Annotated in this window: 18 protein-coding genes; 8 read left to right on the forward strand and 10 right to left on the reverse strand. The window is 70.7% G+C overall.

Annotation, left to right across the window (positions count from 1 at the left end; translation table 11 throughout):
- Positions 1–82: 82 nt before the first annotated feature.
- Entirely contained in the window at positions 83–1,297 is a 1,215-nt protein-coding gene (gene ftsY, locus ACFYP5_RS29670) for a signal recognition particle-docking protein FtsY (protein WP_389041727.1), read from the forward strand.
- Between the two features lie 33 nt (positions 1,298–1,330).
- On the opposite strand, the gene ACFYP5_RS29675 is transcribed toward ftsY, so the two are convergent.
- A complete protein-coding gene (locus ACFYP5_RS29675) occupies positions 1,331–2,032 on the reverse strand; it encodes a bifunctional DNA primase/polymerase (RefSeq protein ID WP_389041730.1) in 702 nt (233 codons plus the stop codon).
- Positions 2,033–2,456: 424 nt separating this feature from the next.
- On the opposite strand from ACFYP5_RS29675, the gene ACFYP5_RS29680 reads away from it, so the two are divergent.
- The 5 genes from ACFYP5_RS29680 (at position 2,457) to ffh (ending at position 10,164) form a co-directional block, all read left to right on the forward strand.
- On the forward strand, positions 2,457–3,932 hold the full coding sequence (locus ACFYP5_RS29680) for a hypothetical protein (protein WP_389041732.1): 1,476 nt from the start codon (positions 2,457–2,459) through the stop codon (positions 3,930–3,932).
- A gap of 368 nt (positions 3,933–4,300) precedes the next feature.
- The gene (locus ACFYP5_RS29685; protein WP_389041734.1) at positions 4,301–5,659 is read left to right on the forward strand and encodes an ammonium transporter; all 1,359 of its coding nucleotides are present in this window, start codon (positions 4,301–4,303) and stop codon (positions 5,657–5,659) included.
- Complete coding sequence (locus ACFYP5_RS29690; protein WP_030978780.1) at positions 5,656–5,994, forward strand: P-II family nitrogen regulator; 339 nt, start codon at positions 5,656–5,658, stop codon at positions 5,992–5,994. The genes ACFYP5_RS29685 and ACFYP5_RS29690 overlap by 4 nt, the downstream gene beginning before the upstream one ends.
- A 31-nt stretch (positions 5,995–6,025) precedes the next feature.
- On the forward strand, positions 6,026–8,479 hold the full coding sequence (locus tag ACFYP5_RS29695; RefSeq protein ID WP_389041736.1) for a [protein-PII] uridylyltransferase: 2,454 nt from the start codon (positions 6,026–6,028) through the stop codon (positions 8,477–8,479).
- Positions 8,480–8,613: 134 nt separating this feature from the next.
- On the forward strand, positions 8,614–10,164 hold the full coding sequence (ffh, locus tag ACFYP5_RS29700; protein ID WP_389041738.1) for a signal recognition particle protein: 1,551 nt from the start codon (positions 8,614–8,616) through the stop codon (positions 10,162–10,164).
- Between the two features lie 79 nt (positions 10,165–10,243).
- Here ffh and ACFYP5_RS29705 read toward each other — a convergent pair whose 3' ends face one another.
- The 8 genes from ACFYP5_RS29705 to yhfZ all read right to left on the reverse strand — a co-directional run bounded on the left by ACFYP5_RS29705 (position 10,244) and on the right by yhfZ (position 17,991).
- On the reverse strand, positions 10,244–11,485 hold the full coding sequence (locus ACFYP5_RS29705) for a phosphopentomutase (RefSeq protein ID WP_389041740.1): 1,242 nt from the start codon (positions 11,483–11,485) through the stop codon (positions 10,244–10,246).
- 11 nt (positions 11,486–11,496) lie between these two features.
- Positions 11,497–12,660, reverse strand: coding sequence for an alanine racemase (locus tag ACFYP5_RS29710; RefSeq protein ID WP_389041742.1), 1,164 nt, complete (start codon positions 12,658–12,660; stop codon positions 11,497–11,499).
- 2 nt (positions 12,661–12,662) lie between these two features.
- The gene (locus ACFYP5_RS29715) at positions 12,663–13,799 is read right to left on the reverse strand and encodes an aminotransferase class V-fold PLP-dependent enzyme (protein ID WP_389041744.1); all 1,137 of its coding nucleotides are present in this window, start codon (positions 13,797–13,799) and stop codon (positions 12,663–12,665) included.
- Between the two features lie 2 nt (positions 13,800–13,801).
- Positions 13,802–14,761, reverse strand: coding sequence for a phosphotriesterase (locus ACFYP5_RS29720; protein ID WP_389041746.1), 960 nt, complete (start codon positions 14,759–14,761; stop codon positions 13,802–13,804).
- A gap of 32 nt (positions 14,762–14,793) precedes the next feature.
- A complete protein-coding gene (locus tag ACFYP5_RS29725) occupies positions 14,794–16,128 on the reverse strand; it encodes a YhfT family protein (RefSeq protein ID WP_389041748.1) in 1,335 nt (444 codons plus the stop codon).
- A 47-nt stretch (positions 16,129–16,175) separates the two neighbouring features.
- Positions 16,176–16,532, reverse strand: coding sequence for a DUF2620 domain-containing protein (locus ACFYP5_RS29730; RefSeq protein ID WP_389041750.1), 357 nt, complete (start codon positions 16,530–16,532; stop codon positions 16,176–16,178).
- A gap of 38 nt (positions 16,533–16,570) precedes the next feature.
- A complete protein-coding gene (locus ACFYP5_RS29735; protein ID WP_389041752.1) occupies positions 16,571–16,957 on the reverse strand; it encodes a PRD domain-containing protein in 387 nt (128 codons plus the stop codon).
- Between the two features lie 95 nt (positions 16,958–17,052).
- Positions 17,053–17,991, reverse strand: a complete 939-nt coding sequence (gene yhfZ, locus ACFYP5_RS29740; RefSeq protein ID WP_389041754.1) for a GntR family transcriptional regulator YhfZ — start codon at positions 17,989–17,991, stop codon at positions 17,053–17,055.
- A 142-nt stretch (positions 17,992–18,133) separates the two neighbouring features.
- Between yhfZ and ftsH the strand changes: the two genes are divergently transcribed.
- The gene (gene ftsH, locus ACFYP5_RS29745; RefSeq protein WP_389041756.1) at positions 18,134–20,047 is read left to right on the forward strand and encodes an ATP-dependent zinc metalloprotease FtsH; all 1,914 of its coding nucleotides are present in this window, start codon (positions 18,134–18,136) and stop codon (positions 20,045–20,047) included.
- Positions 20,048–20,104: 57 nt separating this feature from the next.
- On the opposite strand, the gene ACFYP5_RS29750 is transcribed toward ftsH, so the two are convergent.
- Positions 20,105–20,965 carry an SAM-dependent methyltransferase gene (locus tag ACFYP5_RS29750; RefSeq protein WP_389041758.1) on the reverse strand — a complete coding sequence of 287 codons (861 nt, stop codon included), beginning with the start codon at positions 20,963–20,965 and terminating at the stop codon, positions 20,105–20,107.
- Between the two features lie 246 nt (positions 20,966–21,211).
- On the opposite strand from ACFYP5_RS29750, the gene proS reads away from it, so the two are divergent.
- The gene (gene proS / locus ACFYP5_RS29755; protein WP_389041760.1) at positions 21,212–22,627 is read left to right on the forward strand and encodes a proline--tRNA ligase; all 1,416 of its coding nucleotides are present in this window, start codon (positions 21,212–21,214) and stop codon (positions 22,625–22,627) included.
- Positions 22,628–22,819: the final 192 nt, after the last annotated feature.

Raw genomic sequence — 22,819 nt, forward strand, 5'->3', positions numbered from 1 at the left:
AGGTGCATTACGCCCTGTCGGATTCCGGGGTGATCCTCCGGTGCCGCACGCGGGTGCGGCCGTGACTGATACTGGGTGGGTTATGGAATTCGTCATCCTTGCTGTAGTCATCGCCGCCCTGGTCGTGGCCGGCCTGGTCAGCGGGCTCGTGGTCAGCGGCCGCAAGAAGAAGCAGCTGCCCCCGGCACCGTCGAGCACGCCGACCCTCACTCCTCCCGCCGAACCCCATGTCGGCGAGGAAGCCGAGACACCGCGCGAGGAACCGCGCCGCACCATCGAGGAGGCCGGTCCCCCCGACGCCCAGGCTCCCGTCGCGGAAGCCCCGGCAGTCGCCGAGCCGGAGGCACCCGCTGTCCCCGCGCTCGAGATCCCCGAGCCCACCGCAGGCCGTCTCGTACGGCTGCGCGCCCGGCTCGCCCGCTCGCAGAGCACCCTTGGCAAGGGGCTCCTCACGCTCCTGTCCCGCGACAATCTGGACGAGGACACCTGGGAGGAGATCGAGGACACCCTGCTCACCGCCGATGTCGGCGTCGCACCCACCCAGGAGCTGGTGGAGCGGCTGCGCGAGCGCGTCCGCGTCCTCGGCACCCGTACCCCCGAGGGGCTGCGCACGCTGCTGCGCGAGGAGCTCCTCGCCCTGCTCGGCACCGACTTCGACCGTGTGGTCAAGACGGAGAGCGGTGTCGACACCCCCGGCGTCGTGATGGTCGTCGGTGTCAACGGCACCGGCAAGACCACCACCACGGGCAAGCTGGCCCGGGTCCTCGTCGCCGACGGCCGCAGTGTCGTGCTCGGCGCCGCCGACACGTTCCGTGCCGCCGCCGCCGACCAGCTCCAGACCTGGGGCGAGCGCGTCGGTGCCCGCACCGTCCGCGGACCGGAGGGCGGCGACCCGGCGTCGATCGCGTTCGACGCGGTGAAGGAAGGCATTGCCGAGGGCGCCGACGTCGTACTCATCGACACCGCCGGACGGCTGCACACCAAGACCGGGCTCATGGACGAGCTCGGCAAGGTCAAGCGCGTCGTCGAGAAGCACGGCCCGCTCGACGAGATCCTGCTCGTCCTCGACGCCACGACCGGGCAGAACGGCCTGGTTCAGGCTCGGGTGTTCGCCGAGGTCGTCGACATCACCGGCATCGTCCTCACCAAGCTGGACGGCACCGCCAAGGGCGGCATCGTCATCGCCGTCCAGCGGGAGCTGGGTGTGCCGGTGAAGCTGGTGGGCCTGGGTGAGGGGCCGGACGATCTGGCCCCGTTCGAGCCGGAGGCGTTCGTCGACGCGCTGATCGGCGACTGACGCCCCCGGGTCCGCCCGATCGCTGTTTCGTCCTCAATTGCCGGACGGGTTCGCTTTCGAGCCCCTCCGGCAATTGGGTTTCAGGCCCCGGGAGCGATGGCAGATGTACGCCAGCGTGCCCAGCAGCAGCCGCGCCTGCGGCGGCCTGCCCGACGTGTCGAGCACCGGCGGACGCAGCCAGCGGGCCGGGCCGAGACCGCCTTCGTCGGACGGTGGGGCTGTGATGTGGCAGCCGGGGCCCAGCGCCCGCAGATCCAGATCCGCGTCGTCCCAGCCCATCCGGTACAGCAGCTGCGGAAGTTCGGTGGCGGCGCCCGGCGCGACGAAGAACTGGGCCCGCCCGGACGGGGTCACCGCCACCGGGCCGAGCGGCAGACCCATCCGCTCCAGTCGCACCAGCGCCCGGCGCCCGGCCGGTTCGGCGACATCGAGGACGTCGAACGTGCGCCCCACCGGCAGCAGCATCGACGCGCCCGGCACCTCGGCCCACGCGCTCGCCGCCATGGCCAGCGTGGCGCCGGCGGGCACCTCGTCGGCGAAGTCCAGCGGATGCGCGCCCGGGGAGGCGCAGCCGTTGTCGCCGCACGAGCAGCGGCCGGCCGCGGCCCGCGCTCCCGGCGCGACGGCCCAGCCCCACAGCCCTGTGTATTCCGCCACCGCGGTGCACTCGGCCGTACGGCCTCGACGCCGTGCGCCGGATCGCATCTCACGGATGCCGCCGATCGTGAAGCCCATGCCCCCTCCAACGGGTCCGGCTCGCCGGTGGTTACGACGTGGAGTGCGGTCGTTACATTCCGTCGCCCCGTCGATCGAGCAGCGCACGCGTGAACCTCAGGTGGTGCGACGCGGTCCGTGCGCCCCTGTGTGCGTCACTACGTCTGCTACTGATCGCCGTCTGTCAAGTGAATCGCGCCCGACGGTGAACGCGTTCATTCGATGGGGTGGCGAATGGTGGCGTTTCTGTAATCACGCTCGCCGAGCGGGTGATCGTAGGATTACCGTCGGTACACGAACCATGGAAGTATGTGCGCCGATGGGTATGCCGGAGGCAAGTCGATTTCCTGTTCGATGGTGCGCAACCGCCGTACGGACGGCTTGGGCCCACGGCATTCTGATAGTGGTTCGCGCGACACGTATCCAGCGGGATGGGGGCGTTCCAGTGAGTGGCAGCGGCGCAGGCGATTCGAATGCCGGTAAGCGCCCCAACGGGCAATTGGGATCATGGTTCGTGCGCAGCGGCTGGTCCAAGGGCGAGCTGGCACGGCAGGTGAACCGCAGGGCGCGCCAGATGGGCGCCCACCACATCAGCACGGACACCTCCCGGGTCCGGCGCTGGCTCGACGGTGAGCAGCCGCGTGAGCCGATTCCGCGCATCCTCTCCGAGCTCTTCTCGGAGCGCTTCGGCACCGTCGTCGCCGTCGAGGACCTCGGGCTGCGCTCCGCCCATCAGTCACCGTCGGTGGCCGGTGTCGACCTGCCCTGGGCAGGCCCGCAGACCGTCGCGCTCCTCAGCGAGTTCTCCCGCAGCGACCTGATGCTCGCCCGCCGTGGCTTCCTGGGCACCTCGCTCGCCCTTGCCGCGGGCCCGGCCCTCATCGAGCCCATGCAGCGGTGGCTGGTGCCGGTCGCCGCCGCGGCCCCGGCAGATCCGGAGCCGTCCGTGGTGGACCGGCGTCCCTCCCGCCTCTCCAGCCCCGAGCTCGACCTGCTGGAGTCCACCACTGTGATGTTCCGCCAGTGGGACGCCCAGTGCGGCGGCGGCCTGCGACGCAAGGCCGTCGTGGGCCAACTCCACGAGGTCACCGACCTGTTGCAGGAACCGCAGCCCGCGGCCACCGCGAAGCGGCTCTTCCGGTGCGCGGCCGAACTCGCCGAGCTGGCGGGCTGGATGAGCTATGACGTCGGCCTCCAGCCCACCGCCCAGAAGTACTTCGTCCTCGCGCTGCACGCCGCGAAGGAAGCCGGTGACAAACCGTTGGGCAGTTACGTCCTGTCCAGCATGAGCCGCCAGATGATCCATCTGGGACGGCCCGACGACGCCCTCGAACTCATCCATCTCGCCCAGTACGGCAGCCGGGACTGCGCCACCCCGCGCACCCAGGCCATGCTGTATGCGATGGAGGCCCGCGCCTACGCCAACATGGGCCAGCCCAGCAAGTGCAAGCGGGCCGTCCGGATGGCCGAGGACACCTTCCTCGACGCCGGGATCGACGGCGAGCCCGAGCCGGACTGGATCCGCTTCTTCTCCGAGGCCGAACTCAACGGCGAGAATTCCCACTCGTACCGTGACCTGGCCTATGTCGCCGGCCGGAGCCCCACGTACGCCTCGCTCGCCGAGCCGATCATGGAGAAGGCCGTCGAGCTCTTCGGTGAGGACGACGAGCACCAGCGGTCGTACGCACTGAACCTGATCGGTCTCGCCACGGTGCACCTCCTCAAGCGCGAACCCGAACAGTCCACGCTGCTGTCCGAGAAGGCCCTGCGGGTCGCCAAGAAGGTCCGCTCCGAGCGCGTCAACACCCGGCTGCGCAAGACCGTCGACACCGCTGCCAGGGACTTCGGAGACATCCCCGAGGTCGCCAGGCTCACCGATCTGCTCACCGAACAGCTGCCCGAGACCGCTGAAGCGATCTGACCGGGCACCCAGCACTCCGGCCACGACGAGCACCCCGACAGACCGATCTCGGCTCCCCCTTGCCAGGTCAGTGGGTGATCGGCGTGGCCGGTTCGCGTTCCCGTTCCCGTACTCCAGAGTCGTAACCGCACCGTATGCGGCCCCGGCCGCAGGGTAGGCCCGGCCCCGGATACGCCACTCACGATTCATGGGGACGTAACACGACACACCTCTTCGTCACTGCGGCGAAACATCGTGCGGCATCGGCGGAAACCGCGCTGGGCGAACCTCATGGCGCATAACCGGCCCGCACCTTTTCCACAGTGGTCCCGCAAGTGGTCCCGCAGGTTTTGCCCGCACGCGGCCGCACCGACGACGAGGAGACGCCGATGCCCCCAGGCATCACGACGCTTGCCGCAGACGCCCCGACGCTGTCTGCCGCCAACACCGGGTTCATGCTCATCTGCTCGGCCCTGGTGATGATCATGACTCCGGGTCTGGCCTTCTTCTACGGAGGCATGGTCCGCGTCAAGAGCACCCTCAACATGCTGATGATGAGCTTCATCAGTCTCGGGATCGTCACGATCCTGTGGGTGCTGTACGGATTCAGTCTCGCCTTCGGCACCGACATCGGCTCGTTCATCGGCTGGAGCTCGGACTTCGCAGGCCTCAGCGGGATCGGCATCACCCAGCTCTGGGACGGCTACACGATCCCGGTCTATGTCTTCGCCGTCTTCCAGCTGATGTTCGCGATCATCACCCCGGCCCTGATCAGCGGTGCCCTTGCCGACCGCGTCAAGTTCACCTCCTGGGCGCTGTTCGTCACCCTGTGGGTGACCGTCGTCTACTTCCCGGTCGCGCACTGGGTCTGGGGCGCCGGCGGCTGGCTCTTCGAGCTGGGCGTCATCGACTTCGCCGGTGGTACGGCCGTCCACATCAACGCCGGTGCCGCAGCCCTCGGCGTGATCCTCGTCATCGGCAAGCGGGTCGGCTTCAAGAAGGACCCGATGCGGCCGCACAGCCTGCCGCTCGTCATGCTCGGCGCCGGACTCCTGTGGTTCGGGTGGTTCGGCTTCAACGCCGGCTCGTGGCTCGGCAACGACGACGGCGTCGGCGCGGTGATGTTCGTCAACACGCAGGTTGCCACCGCCGCCGCGATGCTCGCGTGGCTCGGATACGAGAAGCTCCGCCACGGCTCCTTCACCACCCTCGGCGCCGCCTCCGGCGCGGTCGCCGGCCTCGTCGCCATCACCCCGTCCGGCGGCGCGATCAGCCCGCTCGGAGCCATCGCCGTCGGAGCCATCGCCGGTGTGCTCTGCGCCATGGCGGTAGGCCTCAAGTACAAGTTCGGCTACGACGACTCCCTGGACGTCGTCGGCGTCCACCTCGTCGGCGGTGTCGTGGGCTCCCTGCTCATCGGCTTCTTCGCCACCGGCGGCGTCCAGTCCGACGCCAAGGGTCTCTTCTACGGTGGCGGTCTCGACCAGCTCGGCAAGCAGGCCGTCGGTGTCTTCGCGGTCCTCGCGTACTCTCTGGTCGTCTCCGCGGTCCTCGCCTTCCTCCTCGACAGGACGATCGGCATGCGGGTCGACGAGGACGACGAGATCTCCGGCATCGACCAGGTCGAACACGCCGAGACCGCGTACGACTTCAGCGGCGCCGGCGGCGGTGCGGCCCCGCGCACCACGGGCTCCGCACCGGTATCGGACTCGACGGCAGCAGCGCAGACCAAGAAGGTGGACGCATGAAGCTCATCACGGCGGTCGTGAAGCCGCACCGGCTCGACGAGATCAAGGAGGCCCTGCAGGCCTTCGGCATCCAGGGCCTCACGGTCACGGAGGCCAGCGGATACGGTCGCCAGCGCGGCCACACCGAGGTCTACCGGGGCGCCGAGTACACCGTCGACCTCGTCCCCAAGATCCGTATCGAGGTACTGGTCGAGGACGAGGACGCCGAACAGCTCGTCGATGTCGTGGTGAAGGCCGCCCGAACCGGCAAGATCGGAGACGGCAAGGTCTGGAGCGTCCCCGTCGAGACAGCCGTACGGGTCCGCACGGGTGAACGCGGCCCGGACGCACTCTGACCGACGGTCTCGCAAACTGAAAGGCAGCTGGGTGACGAGCACCGAAGTGACCACCGATTCCGAGGACTCGGGACCCAGCGGCTACGCGGCGGCCCGACTGCGCCTCCTCCAGGAGAAGGCGCAGTCCGGGCCGCCGCGCCGTGCGGCCCTCGCCTCACTCACCGACGACTGGCTGACCGCCCTGTTCACCGGCGCAGCCGAGGCGACCGGCGTCCGCGGCGCAGCCCTCGTCGCCGTCGGCGGCTACGGCCGCGGCGAACTCTCCCCGCGCAGCGACCTCGACCTCCTGCTGCTCCACGACGGCAATGCCGACGCCGGCGCCATCGCCTCCCTCGCCGACCGCATCTGGTACCCCGTCTGGGACCTCGGCCTCGCGCTCGACCACTCCGTACGCACCCCCGCCGAAGCCAGGAAGACGGCGGAGGAGGACCTCAAGGTGCAGCTCGGACTGCTCGACGCCCGGCCCGTCGCCGGAGACCTCGGCCTGGTCGCCGCGATGCGCACCACGATTCTCGCCGACTGGCGCAACCTCGCCCCCAAACGCCTCCCGGCCCTCGACGAACTCTGCCGCGAACGGGCCGAACGCCAGGGCGAGCTCCAGTTCCTCCTCGAACCCGACCTCAAGGAGGCCCGTGGCGGACTGCGCGACGCCACCGCCCTGCGCGCCGTCGCCGCCTCCTGGGTCGCCGACGCGCCCCGCGAAGGCCTCGCCGAGGCCCGCCGCGTACTCCTCGACGCCCGCGACGCCCTGCACCTGACCACCGGCCGTGCCACCGACCGCCTCGCCCTCCAGGAACAGGACCAGGTCGCCACCGCCCTCGGCCTCCTCGACGCCGACGCACTGCTGCGCCAGGTGTACGAGGCGGCGCGCACCGTCTCGTACGCCACCGATGTCACCTGGCGCGAGGTCAACCGCGTGCTCCGCGCCCGGTCCGTGCGCCCCCGGCTGCGCGCCATGCTGGGGGGTGGCAAGGCGGCCGCCCCGGAGCGCACCCCGCTCGCCGACGGCGTAGTCGAGGCCGACGGCGAGGTCGTCCTCGCCCGCACCGCCCGCCCCGAACGCGACCCGGTCCTCGTGCTGCGGGCGGCCGCCGCGGCCGCCCAGTCCGACCTGCCGATCTCCCGGCATGTCGTACGCCACCTCGCCACAGCCGCGCGCCCGCTGCCCGTGCCCTGGCCCGCCGAGGCCCGTGAGGAACTCGTCACCCTGCTCGGCGCGGGCGAGGCCACCATCCCCGTCTGGGAGGCCCTCGAAGCGGAAGGGCTGATCACCCGGCTGCTGCCCGACTGGGAACGCGTCCACTGCCGGCCCCAGCGCAACCCCGTCCACACCTGGACCGTCGACCGCCACCTCGTCGAGGCGGCCGTACGGGCCTCTTCCCTCACCCGCCGCGTCGGCCGCCCCGACCTCCTCCTCGTCGCCGCCCTGCTGCACGACATCGGCAAGGGCTGGCCCGGCGACCACTCCGTCGCCGGAGAGGTCATCGCCCGCGACCTCGCCGCCCGGATCGGCTTCGACCAGCACGACGTGGGCGTCATCGCCACCCTCGTACGTCACCATCTGCTGCTCGTCGAGACCGCCACCCGCCGCGACCTCGACGACCCGGCGACCGTCCGGTCCGTCGCCACCGCCGTCGGGACCTCGTCCACGCTGGAACTCCTGCACGCCCTCACCGAGGCCGACGCACTGGCCACCGGGCCCGCCGCCTGGTCCACCTGGCGGGCCTCCCTCGTCACCGACCTGGTCAAGCGTGTCGCCGCGGTCCTCGCGGGCGAGACCCCGGACGAACCCGAACCGGCCGAACCCAGCGTCGAGCAGGAACGCCTCGCCATCGAGGCACTGCGCACCGGCGAACCCGTCCTCGCCCTGCACGCCCAACCCGAACCCGCGAACGGGGACGGCGAACCGGAGCCCGTCGGCGTCGAACTCCTCATCGCCGTCCCCGACCGCCCGGGCGTCCTGCCCGCCGCCGCCGGCGTACTCGCTCTGCACCGCCTCACCGTCCGCGCCGCCGACCTGCGGGCCGTCGAGCTCCCCACCGAACTCGGCGAGTGCGTCGACGTCCTGCTGCTCAGCTGGCGGGTGGCGGCCGAATACGGCTCCCTGCCACAGGCCACCCGGCTCCGCGCCGATCTCGTACGCGCCCTGGACGGCTCCCTCGACATCCAGGCCCGCCTCGCCGAACGTGAAGCCGCCTATCCGCGGCGCCGTGGGGTGAAGGCCCCGCCGCCCCGGGTGACGGTCGCACCGGCCGGCTCCCGGCTGGCGACGGTGATCGAGGTGAGGGCCCAGGACGCCCCGGGGCTGCTGCACCGGATCGGCCGGGCGCTGGAGCAGAGCACGGTGCGGGTGCGCAGCGCGCACGTGTCGACGCTGGGGGCGAACGCGGTGGACGCGTTCTATGTCACAGGGGCGGATGGCGAGCCACTGGCCGATGTACGGGCCGCCGAGCTGGCCGGAGAGGTGCAGCAGGCCCTGAGCTGAGCGTCCGCGATCACGTGGAGAGGCCCTCGTCCGTCACGAGTCTGCGGGCGAGGGCTTCGCGTTTCCCGGCGTCCGGATACCCTGGGGGACGACTGACCTGCACCCGACCCCGACCCTGAGGACCGACGAGCGCCGTGTTCGATACTCTCTCCGACCGCCTTGCCGCGACTTTCAAGAACCTCCGGGGCAAGGGCCGCTTGTCCGAGGCGGACATCGACGCCACGGCACGCGAGATCCGTATCGCCCTGCTCGAGGCCGATGTCGCGCTTCCCGTGGTCCGCGCCTTCATCGCCAACGTCAAGGAGCGGGCGCGCGGCGTCGAGGTCTCCCAGGCGCTGAACCCTGCCCAGCAGGTCGTCAAGATTGTCAACGAGGAGCTCGTCGGCATCCTCGGCGGTGAGACCCGGCGGCTGCGGTTCGCCAAGAATCCGCCCACCGTGATCATGCTCGCCGGTCTGCAGGGTGCCGGTAAGACCACGCTTGCCGGAAAGCTCGGTGTCTGGCTCAAGGGCCAGGGCCACTCGCCGCTGCTCGTCGCCTGTGACCTCCAGCGCCCGAACGCCGTCAACCAGCTGAGCGTCGTCGCCGACCGCGCGGGTGTCGCCGTGTACGCCCCGCAGCCGGGCAACGGCGTCGGTGATCCGGTCCAGGTCGCCAAGGACTCCATCGAGCACGCCCGCTCCAAGCAGTTCGACGTGGTGATCGTCGACACCGCGGGCCGCCTCGGTATCGACCAGGAGCTGATGCAGCAGGCCGCGGACATCCGCGACGCCGTCAGCCCCGACGAGATCCTCTTCGTCGTCGACGCGATGATCGGCCAGGACGCGGTCAACACCGCCGAGGCCTTCCGCGACGGTGTCGGCTTCGACGGTGTGGTGCTCTCCAAGCTCGACGGTGACGCCCGCGGTGGTGCCGCCCTGTCGATCGCCCATGTCACGGGCAAGCAGATCATGTTCGCGTCGAACGGTGAGAAGCTCGAGGACTTCGACGCCTTCCACCCCGACCGCATGGCGTCGCGCATCCTCGACATGGGTGACCTGCTCACCCTGATCGAGCAGGCGGAGAAGACCTTCACCCAGGAAGAGGCCGCCAAAATGGCCTCCAAGCTGGCGTCGAGCAAGGGCAAGGACTTCACGCTCGACGACTTCCTGGCGCAGATGGAGCAGGTCAGGAAGATGGGCTCCATCTCCAAGCTGCTCGGGATGCTGCCCGGCATGGGGCAGATCAAGGACCAGATCAACAGCATCGACGAGCGGGACGTGGACCGTACCGCCGCGATCATCAAGTCGATGACGCCGCACGAGCGTCACGAGCCGACGATCATCAACGGCTCGCGCCGGGCCCGTATCGCCAAGGGTTCGGGTGTCGAGGTGTCCGCCGTGAAGAACCTGGTGGAGCGGTTCTTCGAGGCGCGCAAGATGATGTCGAAGATGGCGCAGGGCGGCGGCATGCCGGGCATGCCGGGGATGCCCGGCATGGGTGGCGGTCCCGGTCGCCAGAAGAAGCAGATCAAGCAGGCCAAGGGCAAGCGCAAGAGCGGCAACCCGATGAAGCGCAAGGCCGAGGAGCAGGCTGCGGCGACCCGCCGCGAGCAGGCTGCGGCCCAGGGCGGCGCGTTCGGTCTGCCGGCCCAGGATGACAAGAACTTCGAGCTGCCGGACGAGTTCAAGAAGTTCATGGGCTGACGTTCCACGCTCTCGGCCCATACGCGAAAGGGGCGCCCGCCTTCCCGGCGGGCGCCCCTTTCGCGTGCGCCCCGCGGGCTCAGGCCGCGTGGCGCCCAGGCCGCAGTGCCGTCCCGTTGGCCAGCCCCGCCGGGTCGAGCGCCAGCGATACGGCGGCGGTGGCGCCGACGTCCGCCAGGCTGCCCGCGTCCGGCAGCAGCTCCACCCCGTCCGCACCGGGCCGGTGGATCAGCACAGGGACGTACTCCCTGGTGTGGTAGGCGTGCCCGATCGTCGGGTCGTTGCCGTGGTCGGCGGTGACGATCAGCCGGTCGCCGGGGGCGTCGAGCAGTGCCAGGAGCGCGGCGAGCCCCGCGTCGACCTGTTCCAGCAGACGGCCGTACCGTTCGACGTCCTGCTGGTGTCCCGCCAGGTCGGTCTCCTGGACATTGGCGACGACGAGCGCGTCGCCGGGGGCGCGTACCGCTTCGAGGGTGTGGGCGAGGACGTCCGCGGTCTGCACGGCCGGGTGCCGCTCGGCCGCGTCGCAGGCCAGGATGTCGGCGGCCTTGCCCACCAGGGTGACCGGGATTCCGGCGCGGGCGGCCAGATCGGGCAGCTGGCGGGTGTGGTCGATGCCGGCGCCGAGGTGCTGCACGGCGAGGCCGCCGTTGCGGTAGAAGCCGGTGGCGGGGGTGTCGAGACCCACGGTGCCCGCGTCGCCGGCGCGTACGAACTGCGGCAGCGGGCCGTCCGCGTGACCGCCTACCGCGATGACCCGGGCGACCGGCGCGACCGCGCGTACCGTGCGGGCGATGGCGAGGATCCCGCCCGGACCGTCGAAGGGGAGGTCCTCCAGGCGGCCGGAGGCGTTCCAGTTGATGCCGGGGTCGGCTTCCAGGTTGTCGTGCACGAGCACCGCGTCGTCGACGACGAGAAGCGGTCGGCCGTCCAGCGGTGCGACGCGGTGCCCGGCCGCTTCCAGAGCCGCGGTCACCTCGTCCAGATGGTCTCCGAGCCGGGCCACCGTGACCCGGCTGAAGTCCGCACCCATCATCGTCTGGTGGCCCGCGAACGTGTCGGCGCCGGGGTAGCCCAGGGCGGCCCGGCCCGCGGCGACGGGCAGATGGGTGCGGCGGGCGAGATCCGGATGCGGGTGGACGAGACCGAGCCCCAGCGAGCCGAGCACCGGCAGCCGCAGCGGACGGCCGAAGGCCTCGCGGCAGTGGTCGAGGACATGCCCGCAGGTGTCGGCGGTGAGATCGCCGGGGCGCAGGGTGCCCGCGTCGGGCATGGCGCCGATGCCGAATCCGTCGACGACGACGATGACGGTCTTGGCCATGGGTGTGCTCCTTACAGGGGCCGGCCGTGGGCGTCGTGGAGCCCGCACAGCCGCGGGGTTCCGGACGAGAGTCCGGCGACGACGGCGACGGTCGAGCGGGTGACGAAGATCTGGGTCCGGAAGGCGAGCAGCGCGGTGTCGCCGAGCCGGACGTCCTGGCCCTCGGCGGGGGCGTCGAGCAGCCGGTAGTAGTCGATGTTCTCGGCGGGAGCGCCTTGCACGCCGAGGCGTGCGCCGGTGCGTGGCAGCAGGGCGCTGCGGATATGGGAGCGGGCGTAGAAGCCGCCGCCGTGGAGGGCGGGGCGGCCGTCGTCGAGGGTGTGGGCGATCTCGCTCACGTACACATAGGCGGGCTTCTCGGGCTGGCCCGGGTCCAGTGCGTGCAGCGGGGTCGTGCCGGTGAGGGCGTGGCCGGGCTCGCCGTGGGTGGCGCCGTGGGCGGCGAGCAGCGGCAGCGAGGCCACCGAGGTGGCGCTCGGGGCGCTCAGCTTGAGGTCCTCGTGCCCGCGGGCGGCCAGGAGCTCACGGGCCTTCAGGGCGAGCGTGAAGTTGGGGGTGGCGTACGGGGTTCCGGTCGCCGGGTCGCACAGGACGCACGGGAAGGCGGTGACGCCCGCGATCCGGATGCCGGGCAGCCGCTCGGCGGCCGCGGCGAACGCGTCCAGGCGGGGGAGCGGGACGCCGCCCTCCTGGCCCGGGTAGACGGTGCCCTCGGCGCCTTCGAGCCGTACGAGAATGTCCTGCACCAGGCCCAGCCGCTCGGCGGCCTCGGAGACGGCCCGGGCATTGGCCAGGTCGTAGACGGTGACGGTCTCCGGGCGCCAGGCCAGCATTTCGGGCAGGGCACGGCGGGGGATCTGGACGAGGTGGCCGAGGTTGCCGGCCCGGGCGCCCGTCGCATGCAGGGTGCGGGCCTCGGCCGGGTCGATGGCGGCGTACTTGGGGATGTGCCGGGCGACGGCCTTGATCAGATCGGGGTTGCGGCCGAACTGTTTGACGACGAACCAGAGGGAGAGACCGAGCCGCTGGGCCTCGGCGGCGAGGAGTTCCGCGTTGGCCTCGACGGCGTCGAGGTCGATCACATACGTGTCGGGCGGGATCTCACCGCGCCGGTGGAGGGCCGCCGCAGCATCGACGAGCTCGGGGTTGCGGGTGAGCACGGTGTCGAGAAACACGGTCAGGCGTCCTTCGGGTCGTTCACTTCGGCAGGCCGGTCGCCCAGTGCGGCGAGCGAGCGGCGCAGGATGTCGACGACGAGATCCGCTCCCGCCCGCATGGGGTTGATGCGTACCGTCCAGTCGGCCAGTGCGGGTGCGTCGTCCAGCGCGGAGCTGGACATCCGGTAGAAGAGCGGCGCGATCTCGTAGCGCGAGTTGGAGCCGACGGGGTAGGGCGCGGCCCCGAAGCGTGCGGCGACGGCCGGCAGCTCTTTCGCCACCGGCCGGTCCAGACGGACCAGCAGACAGCGGTCCTGGGCATTGGCGATCCGCACCTCGGCGACGCCGGCCACTTCCCCGGCTGCCAGCCGCTCGGCCACCTCGGCACCGACCCGGGACTGGACGGCCCACATGACCGGTACGTGGGTCAGGGCGCGCAGGGCGTCGAGCGCCTGGTGGCCCTGGACCTGGCCGCCGCCGGAGTAGTTGTCGCGCCGGATGTGCCCGACGAGGTCGCGGGCCCCGACGACGACCCCGACGCCTTCGGGACCGTGCAGCTTGAACAGCGAGAAGCAGGAGGCGTCGGCGCCCAGTTCCACCCCCGCGGCGGGGGTGCGCATCACGGCGTAGTTGTCGTCGACGAGCGTGCGCACGCCGGCGGCCCGGCAGGCGGCCAGGACTTCGGCGGGGTCGTACGAGTCGGCGAGCCGCTGCCGGGTGTGCTGGACGTACGCCCACCGGAACCGGCCGGACGCCAGGGCCTCGCGCAGTGCGGCGCCGTTGTTGAAGTCGACCTCGACGGTGCGTACACCGATGCCGCGCAGGGTGACCGCGGTGGTGCGGTAGACGGGCGCCCGGTGGATGAGCAGCGGATCCCCAGCCCGTACGGCGGCGTTGAGCGCCGCGCGGATCGCGCCGGTGCCCGCGCCCTGCACGAACGCGGCGTCCTCGGCGCCGAAGAAGTCGGCCAGGACCGCTTCGACGCGGGCAGTGGTGCGGGGACGACCGAGACCGGGGACGACGCCGGCGTCCGCTTCGAAGAGCTGGGGGCCCTCGAAGTGGGCGGCGGTCGCCTCCAGCAGCCGGAACTGCCGGGCGATCGCGTCGTCCAGTGCCACGGTCGCGAGGGGGAATGTCTGCGGTAGTGCCGGGTTCATGATCAGATCTCTTCCACGCCGGCGCCGGTGAGAAAGCGCAGCGGATTGCAGCGGGTCATCAGGTCGATCAGGCCGTCGTCGACGCCGGCGGCGCGGGCCTTGGGCAGGAAGCTCCGGAAGAGATGCCCGTACCCCTGGCCGCCCTCCGCGCGCAGGTAGCCGTGGCGCGAGATGTCGCAGCTCAACAGGACCCGGTCGGCGTGCCCGGCCTCCAGCAGGGCGAGCAGCAGCCGCAGCCGGGTGTCGTCGCTCTGGTAGCCGTCCTTGCCGACGGTGTCGAACGCGACGTACGCACCGGTCGCCGCGATCTCCCGGTGCACGGCCGGATCGTCGAGAAGGTCCTGGTGGCCGATGCTGATGCGGTGCGGCTCCACGCCCTCGGCGGTGAGGAGTTCCAGCTGGGCGAGGCCGCCACGGCCGAGCTGCGCATGGGTGGCGACAGACAGCCCGGTGGCGGACGCGGCCCGCGCGGCGGCCCGCAGCACCTTCGTCTCGGCGTCGGTGGGTGTGTCACCGTGGCTGCCGATCTCTCCGAGGACGCCGGGGCGGATCCCGGTGGAGCCGATGCCCGTGTCGATCTCGCGGACGAGGGTGGCGGTGAGCTCGTCGACGTCGGCGGCGGCGATCTCGGGGGTGTGGAACGGCTCGTAGTACCACCCGGTGGCGGCGACGACGGCGACCTGCGCGTCCCGGGCGATCCGGGCCAGGGCGTCGGCGTCCCGGCCCATGCCGCGGCAGGTCAGCTCGACGACGAGGCCGAGCCCGAACTCCTCCCGGAGGGCCGCCAGCTCGGCGGCGACGTCCGCGGCATGCCGGTCCGGGTGGAGGAGGGCCGCGCCGTCGCCCCGGTGGTCGAGGTCGAGGACGAGGTGCTCATGGGCGAGGGCGGGGCCTCGCACCGAGCCGGGGACGAGATCGCCGACGACCGTACGGAGCACGGGCTGCGGGGCGGTGGTGTGCATCGTGGTTCCTTCCTGGCGTACGTGACCCGGCCTCAGCCCTTGAGCGGGGTGAACAGGTCGAGCCAGTACAGGACGTTGAGCAGGATTCCGCCGACGATCACCGCTGCCGGAGCGGCGGCCATCCGCACCACCGGCCGGCCCATGGCGTCGTTCAGCAGGTAGAGCCCGCCGACGACGAGGATTCCGAGTCCGCCGCCCATGGCGTTGGCGGCCATCAGCGAGCCGAAGAGGATCGCGAGCTGCAGCGTGTCACCGATCGCGCTGCGCAGGTGCTCCGAGGAGTCGCGGACACTGGGCAGCTTGCCGAGGACGTTGCCGATGGAGGAGAGGGCCAGCACCTCGACGGCGAACACGGCGGCGCCGACGATCGCAGCGAGGAACGGGTTCGGCATCAGGTAGCCGATCGGATACACCAGCGTGAACCCTGCGATGCCGTACGCGCCCGACGCGAGCGCGGTCGTCGCGATGAGCGGGATGAAGCCGAACACCCGGTAGAAGTCGACCTGGGCGGCTTCCGTGTACTGCCCCTTGGCGATCAGGAAGCTGGTCGCCTCACCGCCGCCGAATATGTGCATCTGCGCCAGCACACAGACTCCGGCACCCAGCACCATGAAGAGCGGCAGATACCGGCGAAGCCGGGCCGCGCTCGCGCTGAACAGGGAGGCCATCGGGTCGTCGTCCAGGACGATCGCGGTGACGCCCGCGGCCTTGTCGGCCTTGCGCTGCTTCATGTCCTTGGCGACGGCCAGGGCGATCAGCATCAGCACGCCGACGGCCATGGCCAGCGCCCCGGCGAACATCTTCGGCCAGAGCTTCATGGTGAGGACGACCAGCGCGAGTTCGAGACCTCCCGCGACGCCACCCCACTTGCGGCCGAACTGCTTGGTGATCGCGAGTACCGGGAACAGCGTGAAGAGGAACAGGATCGGCGTCGACATCTGCTGCATCGCGGTGATGAAGTCGACCGGCAGATCATGTGCCACGTCGTTCGCGCTGTTCAGGCCGAAGACGACGACCGCGCCCCACGCGCCGCCGAGGATCGGCGCGAGCCACTTCTTCGGCGCCAGCATGCCGAGGATGTCGGTCGGCAGGAAGACGAGCCACGGGTTCAGCACACCGGTCGAGAGCGCCATGGGCGCGCCCAGTCCGAAGATGAACCCGGCGGACAGGCCGAAGGAAACTGCCGTCGTGGCGCTGCGCGTGGTGCGCCCCTGGATGAAGTCCAGCAGGAACGGGCGTACGCCGTCGTTGAAGACGGCCAGCGCCATGTGCGAGATGTACGCGGTCAGCGCACAGAGGGCTATCACGGTCAGCTGCTGGGCCAGTGTGAAATCGAGGCCGGCACCGGCGGCGAGTGTGGTGCTCACAGGGTCACTCCTTCGTGCCCGGGGTGTTCAGGAAGAGGTGGCCGGGATCAGCCGCGGGCGGCGATGGCGCGCGCCATGAGGGGGGCGATGGCGTCGATCTGGTCCATCGAGAATCCGAAGGCCTTCTTGCCGTCGGCGAGGAGGGCGGCGACCTCGTCCTCGGTGGGGACGCTGCGCCCGAAGGTGTGGCAGGCGGCCGAGCCCATCAGGCCGACGAGCACGCCGAGGGAGGCGCCGGCGCCGGTGTGGCAGGTGCCGAGGTAGTAGTCGGCCTGTCCGACGCGCAGCTTCATCGCGGCGTCCATGTCGCTGGAGGTGACGATGTCGATGCCGTCGATCGCGAGCTGCTTGATCGTGTCGGTGACCTCGGCCTTGCCGACACCGCCGGTGAGGATCTTCGTCATGGCTGGTCCTTCTCTGTCTGGGGCTGGGCGGGGTGGAGTCAGGAGGCCGGGGCGGCCGGTGAGTGCTGTGCAAGCACGGCGAGGTGCATGCCGAGGAAGTTGATCTCCGAGTCGGGGAGGGCCGCGCCGAGCTGCTGCTCGGCCCGGGCGGAGATGGCGCGGGCACGCGCGACGGCGTGGGGGTGCCCGGCCAGTTCGGCGGCGACCTGGTCATCGGTGAGGAACTGTTCGATCGGCTCGCCGTCGAGGAGCCGGGTGAGGGCCATCATCAGGTGACTGGTCAGCATTCCGGCGCTGGCTTCGGTGACGGTGCGCCCGTCGGCTTCGAGGGCGGCCAGTTCGGCAGCGACGAAGTCGGCCACTTCGGGCTTGACCTGGCCGCTTTCGCGGAAGAGCTGGATCCGCAGTGCGAGCTGGTCGTCCATGATGATCCTCCTATAAAAGACAGAAACCGGGATTTTGTATTTTCAGCTCGTCCGAGGCCGCGGGTGGTTGGGGGCGGCCTCACGGATCCGCCGGATCAGTACGAGGGCACGCGCTCGCCCTTCAGCACCTCGGTCTGCAGCCGGGTCACCAGCGAGAGATCGAGCGACTCCCGGACGGCGGCGAGGGCCTTCGCTCCGCCGGTCCGGCCGATGATCGCCGCGCTGGAGTTGCGCAGCGACAGCTCGCGGGTGACCTCGTCGCCGAGCGGAAGCACGTCGACCCCGAGCCCGATCCGGTCCTGCACCTCGTCCAGGTTCCAGACGGTGGCATCGACCTCGTCACGGGCGAAGAGGTCGGGCAGCTGCATGTACGAGGCCTCGCGCCACTCGATGTCCTCGCGGCCGGCGAAGACCCGCTCGACGAGCATCCGCAGGTCCTCGGAGGCGTGGTCGACCGCCACCCGCAGCCCGGGGGTGTCGGGGTCGGCGCCGTGCCGCAGCAGCATGCCGTGCGCGCCGACATAGGTGGCCGGGCCTAGATCGGCGACCAGCTCCACCGGGTGCTCGGCGATCAGCTGGTCGGCCGCGAAGCGGGAGAGGATGACCAGGTCGACCTTGCCTTCGAGGAGTGCGGCGGTCCGGGCTCCGGCGCCGCGCATGAAGGTGATGGCGAACGGTGCGCCGGCCGCTTCGAAGGCGCCGCGCAGCCCGGTCGCCAGACCCTCGTACCGACGTGAGTACGGCAGGGGCATCGCGGCGAGCAGGGTGCCGAGGCCGGAGAGCCGCCAGAGCACGGAGCGGTCCGAGCGGACGAGGAAGGTGCCGAGATGGCCGCGGGCGGTCGTCTCGATGGCGCCGGATTCCTCCAGCAGCTGCAACGCCGCCTGTACGGTGCCGTTTCCGCAGCCCAGCTCCTCGGCGAAGTCGCGGACCCGGGGCATGCGGGTGTCCGACTCATGGTTGAGGAGCAGGACGGCGAGCTGCCGGGCGGCGAGGCCGTTGCGGGTGAGGAGGCGTTCGTCGGTGACGTTCACAGGTCGAACAGTAAACAGGATTCTGGATATTGACAAGGGTTCACGCGTCCGCGCGCCGATGTCCCCCCATGGGCCCACCGGACGAGCCCCCCGAGGCTCCAGTGCTTAATGTCGCCTCAGGGTCGTCGGCAGAGGAGCGCGCGTGACCAGTCCTGTACCGCCGCGCGATCGGACCGACCAGCCGTGGCGTTCCGAGGGCGCCCCACCGCCACCTCCGCCGCGCAGGAAGATGCCCGGCGGCTGGGGCGGACTGCTGCTGACCGCGCTGGCCGTCTATCTGATCACCAACCTGGTGCTCTCCTTCTTCAACGGGAGGAACGAGCCGACCATCGCCTACACGGAGTTCAGCAAGCAGGTCACGGCGGGCAACGTCTCCAAGATCTACTCCAAGGGCGACGCCATCCAGGGGCAGCTGAGGAAGGAGGCGAAGGTCCCCGGCAGCGACAAGACGTACACCAAGTTCGTCACCCAGCGGCCCGCCTTCGCCGACGACAACCTCTGGGCCGAGCTGATCAAGGACGATGTCACCGTCACCGCGGAACCGGTCGTCCAGCAGCGCAGTTTCCTCGCCAACCTGCTGATCTCCCTCGCCCCGATCCTGCTGCTCGTCCTGCTCTGGGTGTTCATCGCCCGCCGGATGTCGGGAGGCCTCGGCGGCGCCGGCGCACTGGGCCGCAAGGCCCCGCCCAGACCGGTCGAACTGGAGGGCGCCAAGCGCACCACTTTCGAGGACGTGGCCGGGATCGACGAGGTCGAGGGCGAACTCAACGATGTCGTCGACTTCCTGAAGAACCCGCAGGAGTACCGGAAGATGGGTGCCCGGATGCCCGGGGGAGTGCTGCTCGCCGGTCCGCCCGGCACCGGCAAGACGCTGCTCGCGCGGGCCGTCGCGGGCGAGGCCGGGGTGCCGTTCTTCTCCGCCTCCGCCTCCGAGTTCATCGAGATGATCGTCGGCGTCGGCGCGAGCCGGGTACGGGAACTCTTCGCCGAGGCCCGCAAGGTCGCTCCCGCCATCGTCTTCATCGACGAGATCGACACCATCGGCCGGGCCCGCGGCGGCGGCTCCGGCATGGGCGGCCACGACGAGCGCGAACAGACGCTGAACCAGATCCTCACCGAGATGGACGGCTTCTCCGGATCGGAAGGTGTCGTCGTCCTCGCCGCGACCAACCGGGCCGATGTCCTCGACCCGGCGCTCACCAGGCCCGGCCGCTTCGACCGGATCGTCCAGGTGAGTCCACCGGACCGGGGTGGCCGGGAGGCGATCCTGAAGATCCACACCCGGCAGATCCCGCTCTCCGAGGACGTGAGCCTCGGCCAGGTGGCCCGCACGACCCCCGGCATGACCGGTGCGGACCTCGCCAACCTCGCCAACGAGGCCGCCCTGCTCGCCGTCAAGCGCAAGCAGTCCGAGGTCAACCAGGCCGACCTGTCGGACGCCTTGGAGAAGGTCCAGCTCGGAGCCGAACGACCGCTGGTCATGCCGGAGGAGGAGCGCCGCAGGACCGCGTACCACGAGAGCGGCCACGCCCTCCTCGGGATGCTCCAGCCCGGCGCCGACCCGGTCCGCAAGGTCACCATCGTGCCGCGCGGCCGGGCCCTCGGCGTCACCCTCTCGACGCCGGAGGCCGACAAGTACGCGTACACCGAGGACTATCTACGCGGCCGCATCATCGGCGCCCTCGGTGGCATGGCCGCCGAGCACCTGGTTTACGGAGTGGTCACCACAGGCTCGGAGAGCGACCTGGAACAGGTCACCAATCTGGCGCGTGGAATGGTCGGGCGCTGGGGGATGAGCGACAGAGTCGGCAGGCTGACGGCGATCCCGGGCGACGCCCAGCAGGCGTACGGCCTCTCGGCGGCGCCCGCCACGCTGGACGCGGTCGACCACGAGATGCGGCGCATCGTCGACGAGTGCTACATCGAGGCGCAACGGCTGCTGCGTGAGCACCGGGAGAAGCTGGACACGCTCGCGTCCGCGCTGCTGCAGAACGAGACGCTGGACGAGGAGGCGGCCTACCGGGCGGCGGGCGTCGCGCGCCTGGCCAAGCACTGAGAGCCGCCCGGCCGGGCGCGGAACGCCGCTCTGCGGAACAGGGAATGCAGCGCCCTTCTAGGGAGTGGTGCAGACGAGATAGCGGAAGACATTGGGCATCCAGACCGTGCCGTCACGGCGCCGGTGCGGATGCAGTGCCTCCGCGACCTCCTTCTCCACCTGGGACCGGTCCGTCGCCCGCACCGCCGCGTCGAACAGCCGGGTCGACAGCAGCCCGCGCACCGCGCTGTCCATGTCCGCGTACCCGAACGGGCACGCCACCCGACCCGAGCCGTTCGGATTGAGCCCGGCCCGGAACGCGACCTCCTCCAGATCGTCCCGTCGCGCCGGGCGCCAGCCTCCCTCGCGGGGCGCACGTACCGTGTCACCGAGCCGCGTCGCCACCCGTAGCACCGCCGCAGTCGCACACCGCTCGGGCGGACCCCATCCGGTCAGTACCACCGAGCTGCCCCGGGCGACCAGCGGAACAGCGGACTCCAGCTCCGGTTTCAGCCCTTCGGAATCCCCCGCGGAGCAACCGATCGGAGTGAACACGGTGAGCAGGTTGTACGGGGGGCCTTCGGGCCGGGCGGCGACGGACGGATCACCGTCGATGAGCACCGGCAGGCCCTCCCGCGCCCGCTCGGGTCCGGGATCGGGCAGCAGCCGTTCGCGGGCCAGAGCGAGACGTTCGCGATCGGTGTCGACGCCGGTGACGTGCGCCGCACGGGCGGTGGCCATCAGCAGAGCGAGCCCGGAGCCGCAGCCGAGGGAGAGCATCCGCGTACCGGCTCCGATTTCGAGCCGCTCGTACACGGCTTCGTACAGCGGTGCGAGCATGCGCTCCTGGATCTCGGCCCAGTCACGGGCACGGGTTCCGGGGTCCACCGGGGCGGATGTATCCGCCTGCCTGTGGTGCCGGACGAGCGTTGGTGTCATGAAAGCGCCCCAATCCGCCGAGAAGTCGGTCGTACCCGAGTGGACGGCCCCCGTGTGTCTGCGCGCCCGCACTCCCCCGTAAGTCAGAGAACTCCGCATCCGCGGCTTCGTCCAGGGGTCGGAGGGCAATGGTTGCGAGCTACGGTCATGCGCCCCGGGGAACACGTCGTGCGCCCCTGGATACAGGCCACGAAGGCCGGTCCCGTCACTCCGTGCGGAGTGAGATGTCGCCGTACGATGCGCGCCATGGCAAAGGCACCCGTTCTCACACCCCAGGCCGAGGACTTTCCCCGCTGGTACCAGGATCTGATCAACAAGGCCGAACTCGCGGACAACGGTCCGGTGCGCGGCACCATGGTCATCCGACCGTACGGATACGGCCTGTGGGAGCGGATGCAGCAGGAGATGGATGCCCGCATCAAGGATGCGGGCGCCCAGAACGCCTACTTCCCACTCTTCATCCCCCAGTCTTACCTGACACGCGAGGCGGAGCACGTCGAGGGCTTCGCACCCGAACTCGCCATCGTCACCCACGGCGGCGGCAAGGACCTCGAAGAGCCTGTGGTGGTGCGGCCGACGTCCGAAACGATCATCAACGAGTACTTCTCGAAATGGGTCCAGAGCTACCGGGATCTGCCCCTCCTGATCAACCAGTGGGCCAACGTCGTCCGCTGGGAGATGCGCCCGCGGGTCTTTCTCCGTACGACGGAATTCCTCTGGCAGGAGGGCCACACCGCCCACGCCACGTACGAGGACGCCCGGGAGTACGCCGCCCGCATCCACCGGGACGTCTACGCGGACTTCATGACCGAGGTCCTCGGCATCGACGTGGTGCTCGGCCGGAAGACCCCCAGGGAGCGGTTCGCGGGCGCCGTCAACACGCTCACTCTCGAAGCGATGATGGGCGACGGCAAGGCCCTGCAGATGGGTACGAGTCATGAGCTCGGCACCAACTTCGCGAAGGCCTTCCACACCGAGTACCTGTCGAAGGAGGGCAGGCAGGAGCTCGTCTGGCAGACCTCCTGGGGCACCTCGACCCGGATGGTCGGCGGCCTGATCATGTCGCACGGCGACGACCAGGGGCTCCGCGTCCCGCCGCGGCTGGCCTCCGTCCAGGCGGTCGCCCTCGCGATCAAGGGGGACGAGGCGGTACTCACCGCGGTCCGCTCCATCGGCGACCGGCTGGGCGCCGCCGGGATCAGGGTGCACGTCGACGACCGCACGGACACCCCGTTCGGCCGGCGCGCGGTCGACTGGGAGCTGAAGGGCGTACCCGTACGGATCGAAGTCGGCCCGCGCGATCTGGAGAACGGCACGGCGATGCTGGCCCGCCGCATCCCCGGCGGGAAGGAACCGGTCCCGATCGAGGCGCTGGCAGCCCTGCTGCCGGCCGTTCTGGAGGAGGACCAGGCGACCCTGCTGCGGGAGTCCCGGGCCCGCCGCACCTCCCGTACCAGCGAGGCGGCCACCGTCGAGGAGGCCGCAGAAGCAGCGGCCGCGGGCGGCTGGGCCCGCATTCCGTGGGACGTCCTCGGCCCGGCGGGGGAGGCCCGGCTCGCGGAGCAGGGAGCCTCGGTACGGTGTCTGGTGGCCGAGGACGGGTCGGTGCCGCAGTCCGACGACGCCCCGGGTACTGTCGCCGTCGTGGCCCGCGCCTACTGACGCCCGACGTGTTCCCGGAACCGTCCGGACCCGGCGCGCAGACGCTCATTACGCGCCCCGGCGCATGCTCACGGCGTACGCGGCACTACGTACCGGCTTCGTGCGAGCTGCGAGGGTTCTCCGCAGATCAGCGCACCTGCCCTCGTCAGGACGCATGAACGGCAACTGACTGGTACGTGCAAAATATTTGGG

Source organism: Streptomyces sp. NPDC005262, assembly GCF_042872425.1.
Classification (GTDB): Bacteria; Actinomycetota; Actinomycetes; order Streptomycetales; family Streptomycetaceae; genus Streptomyces.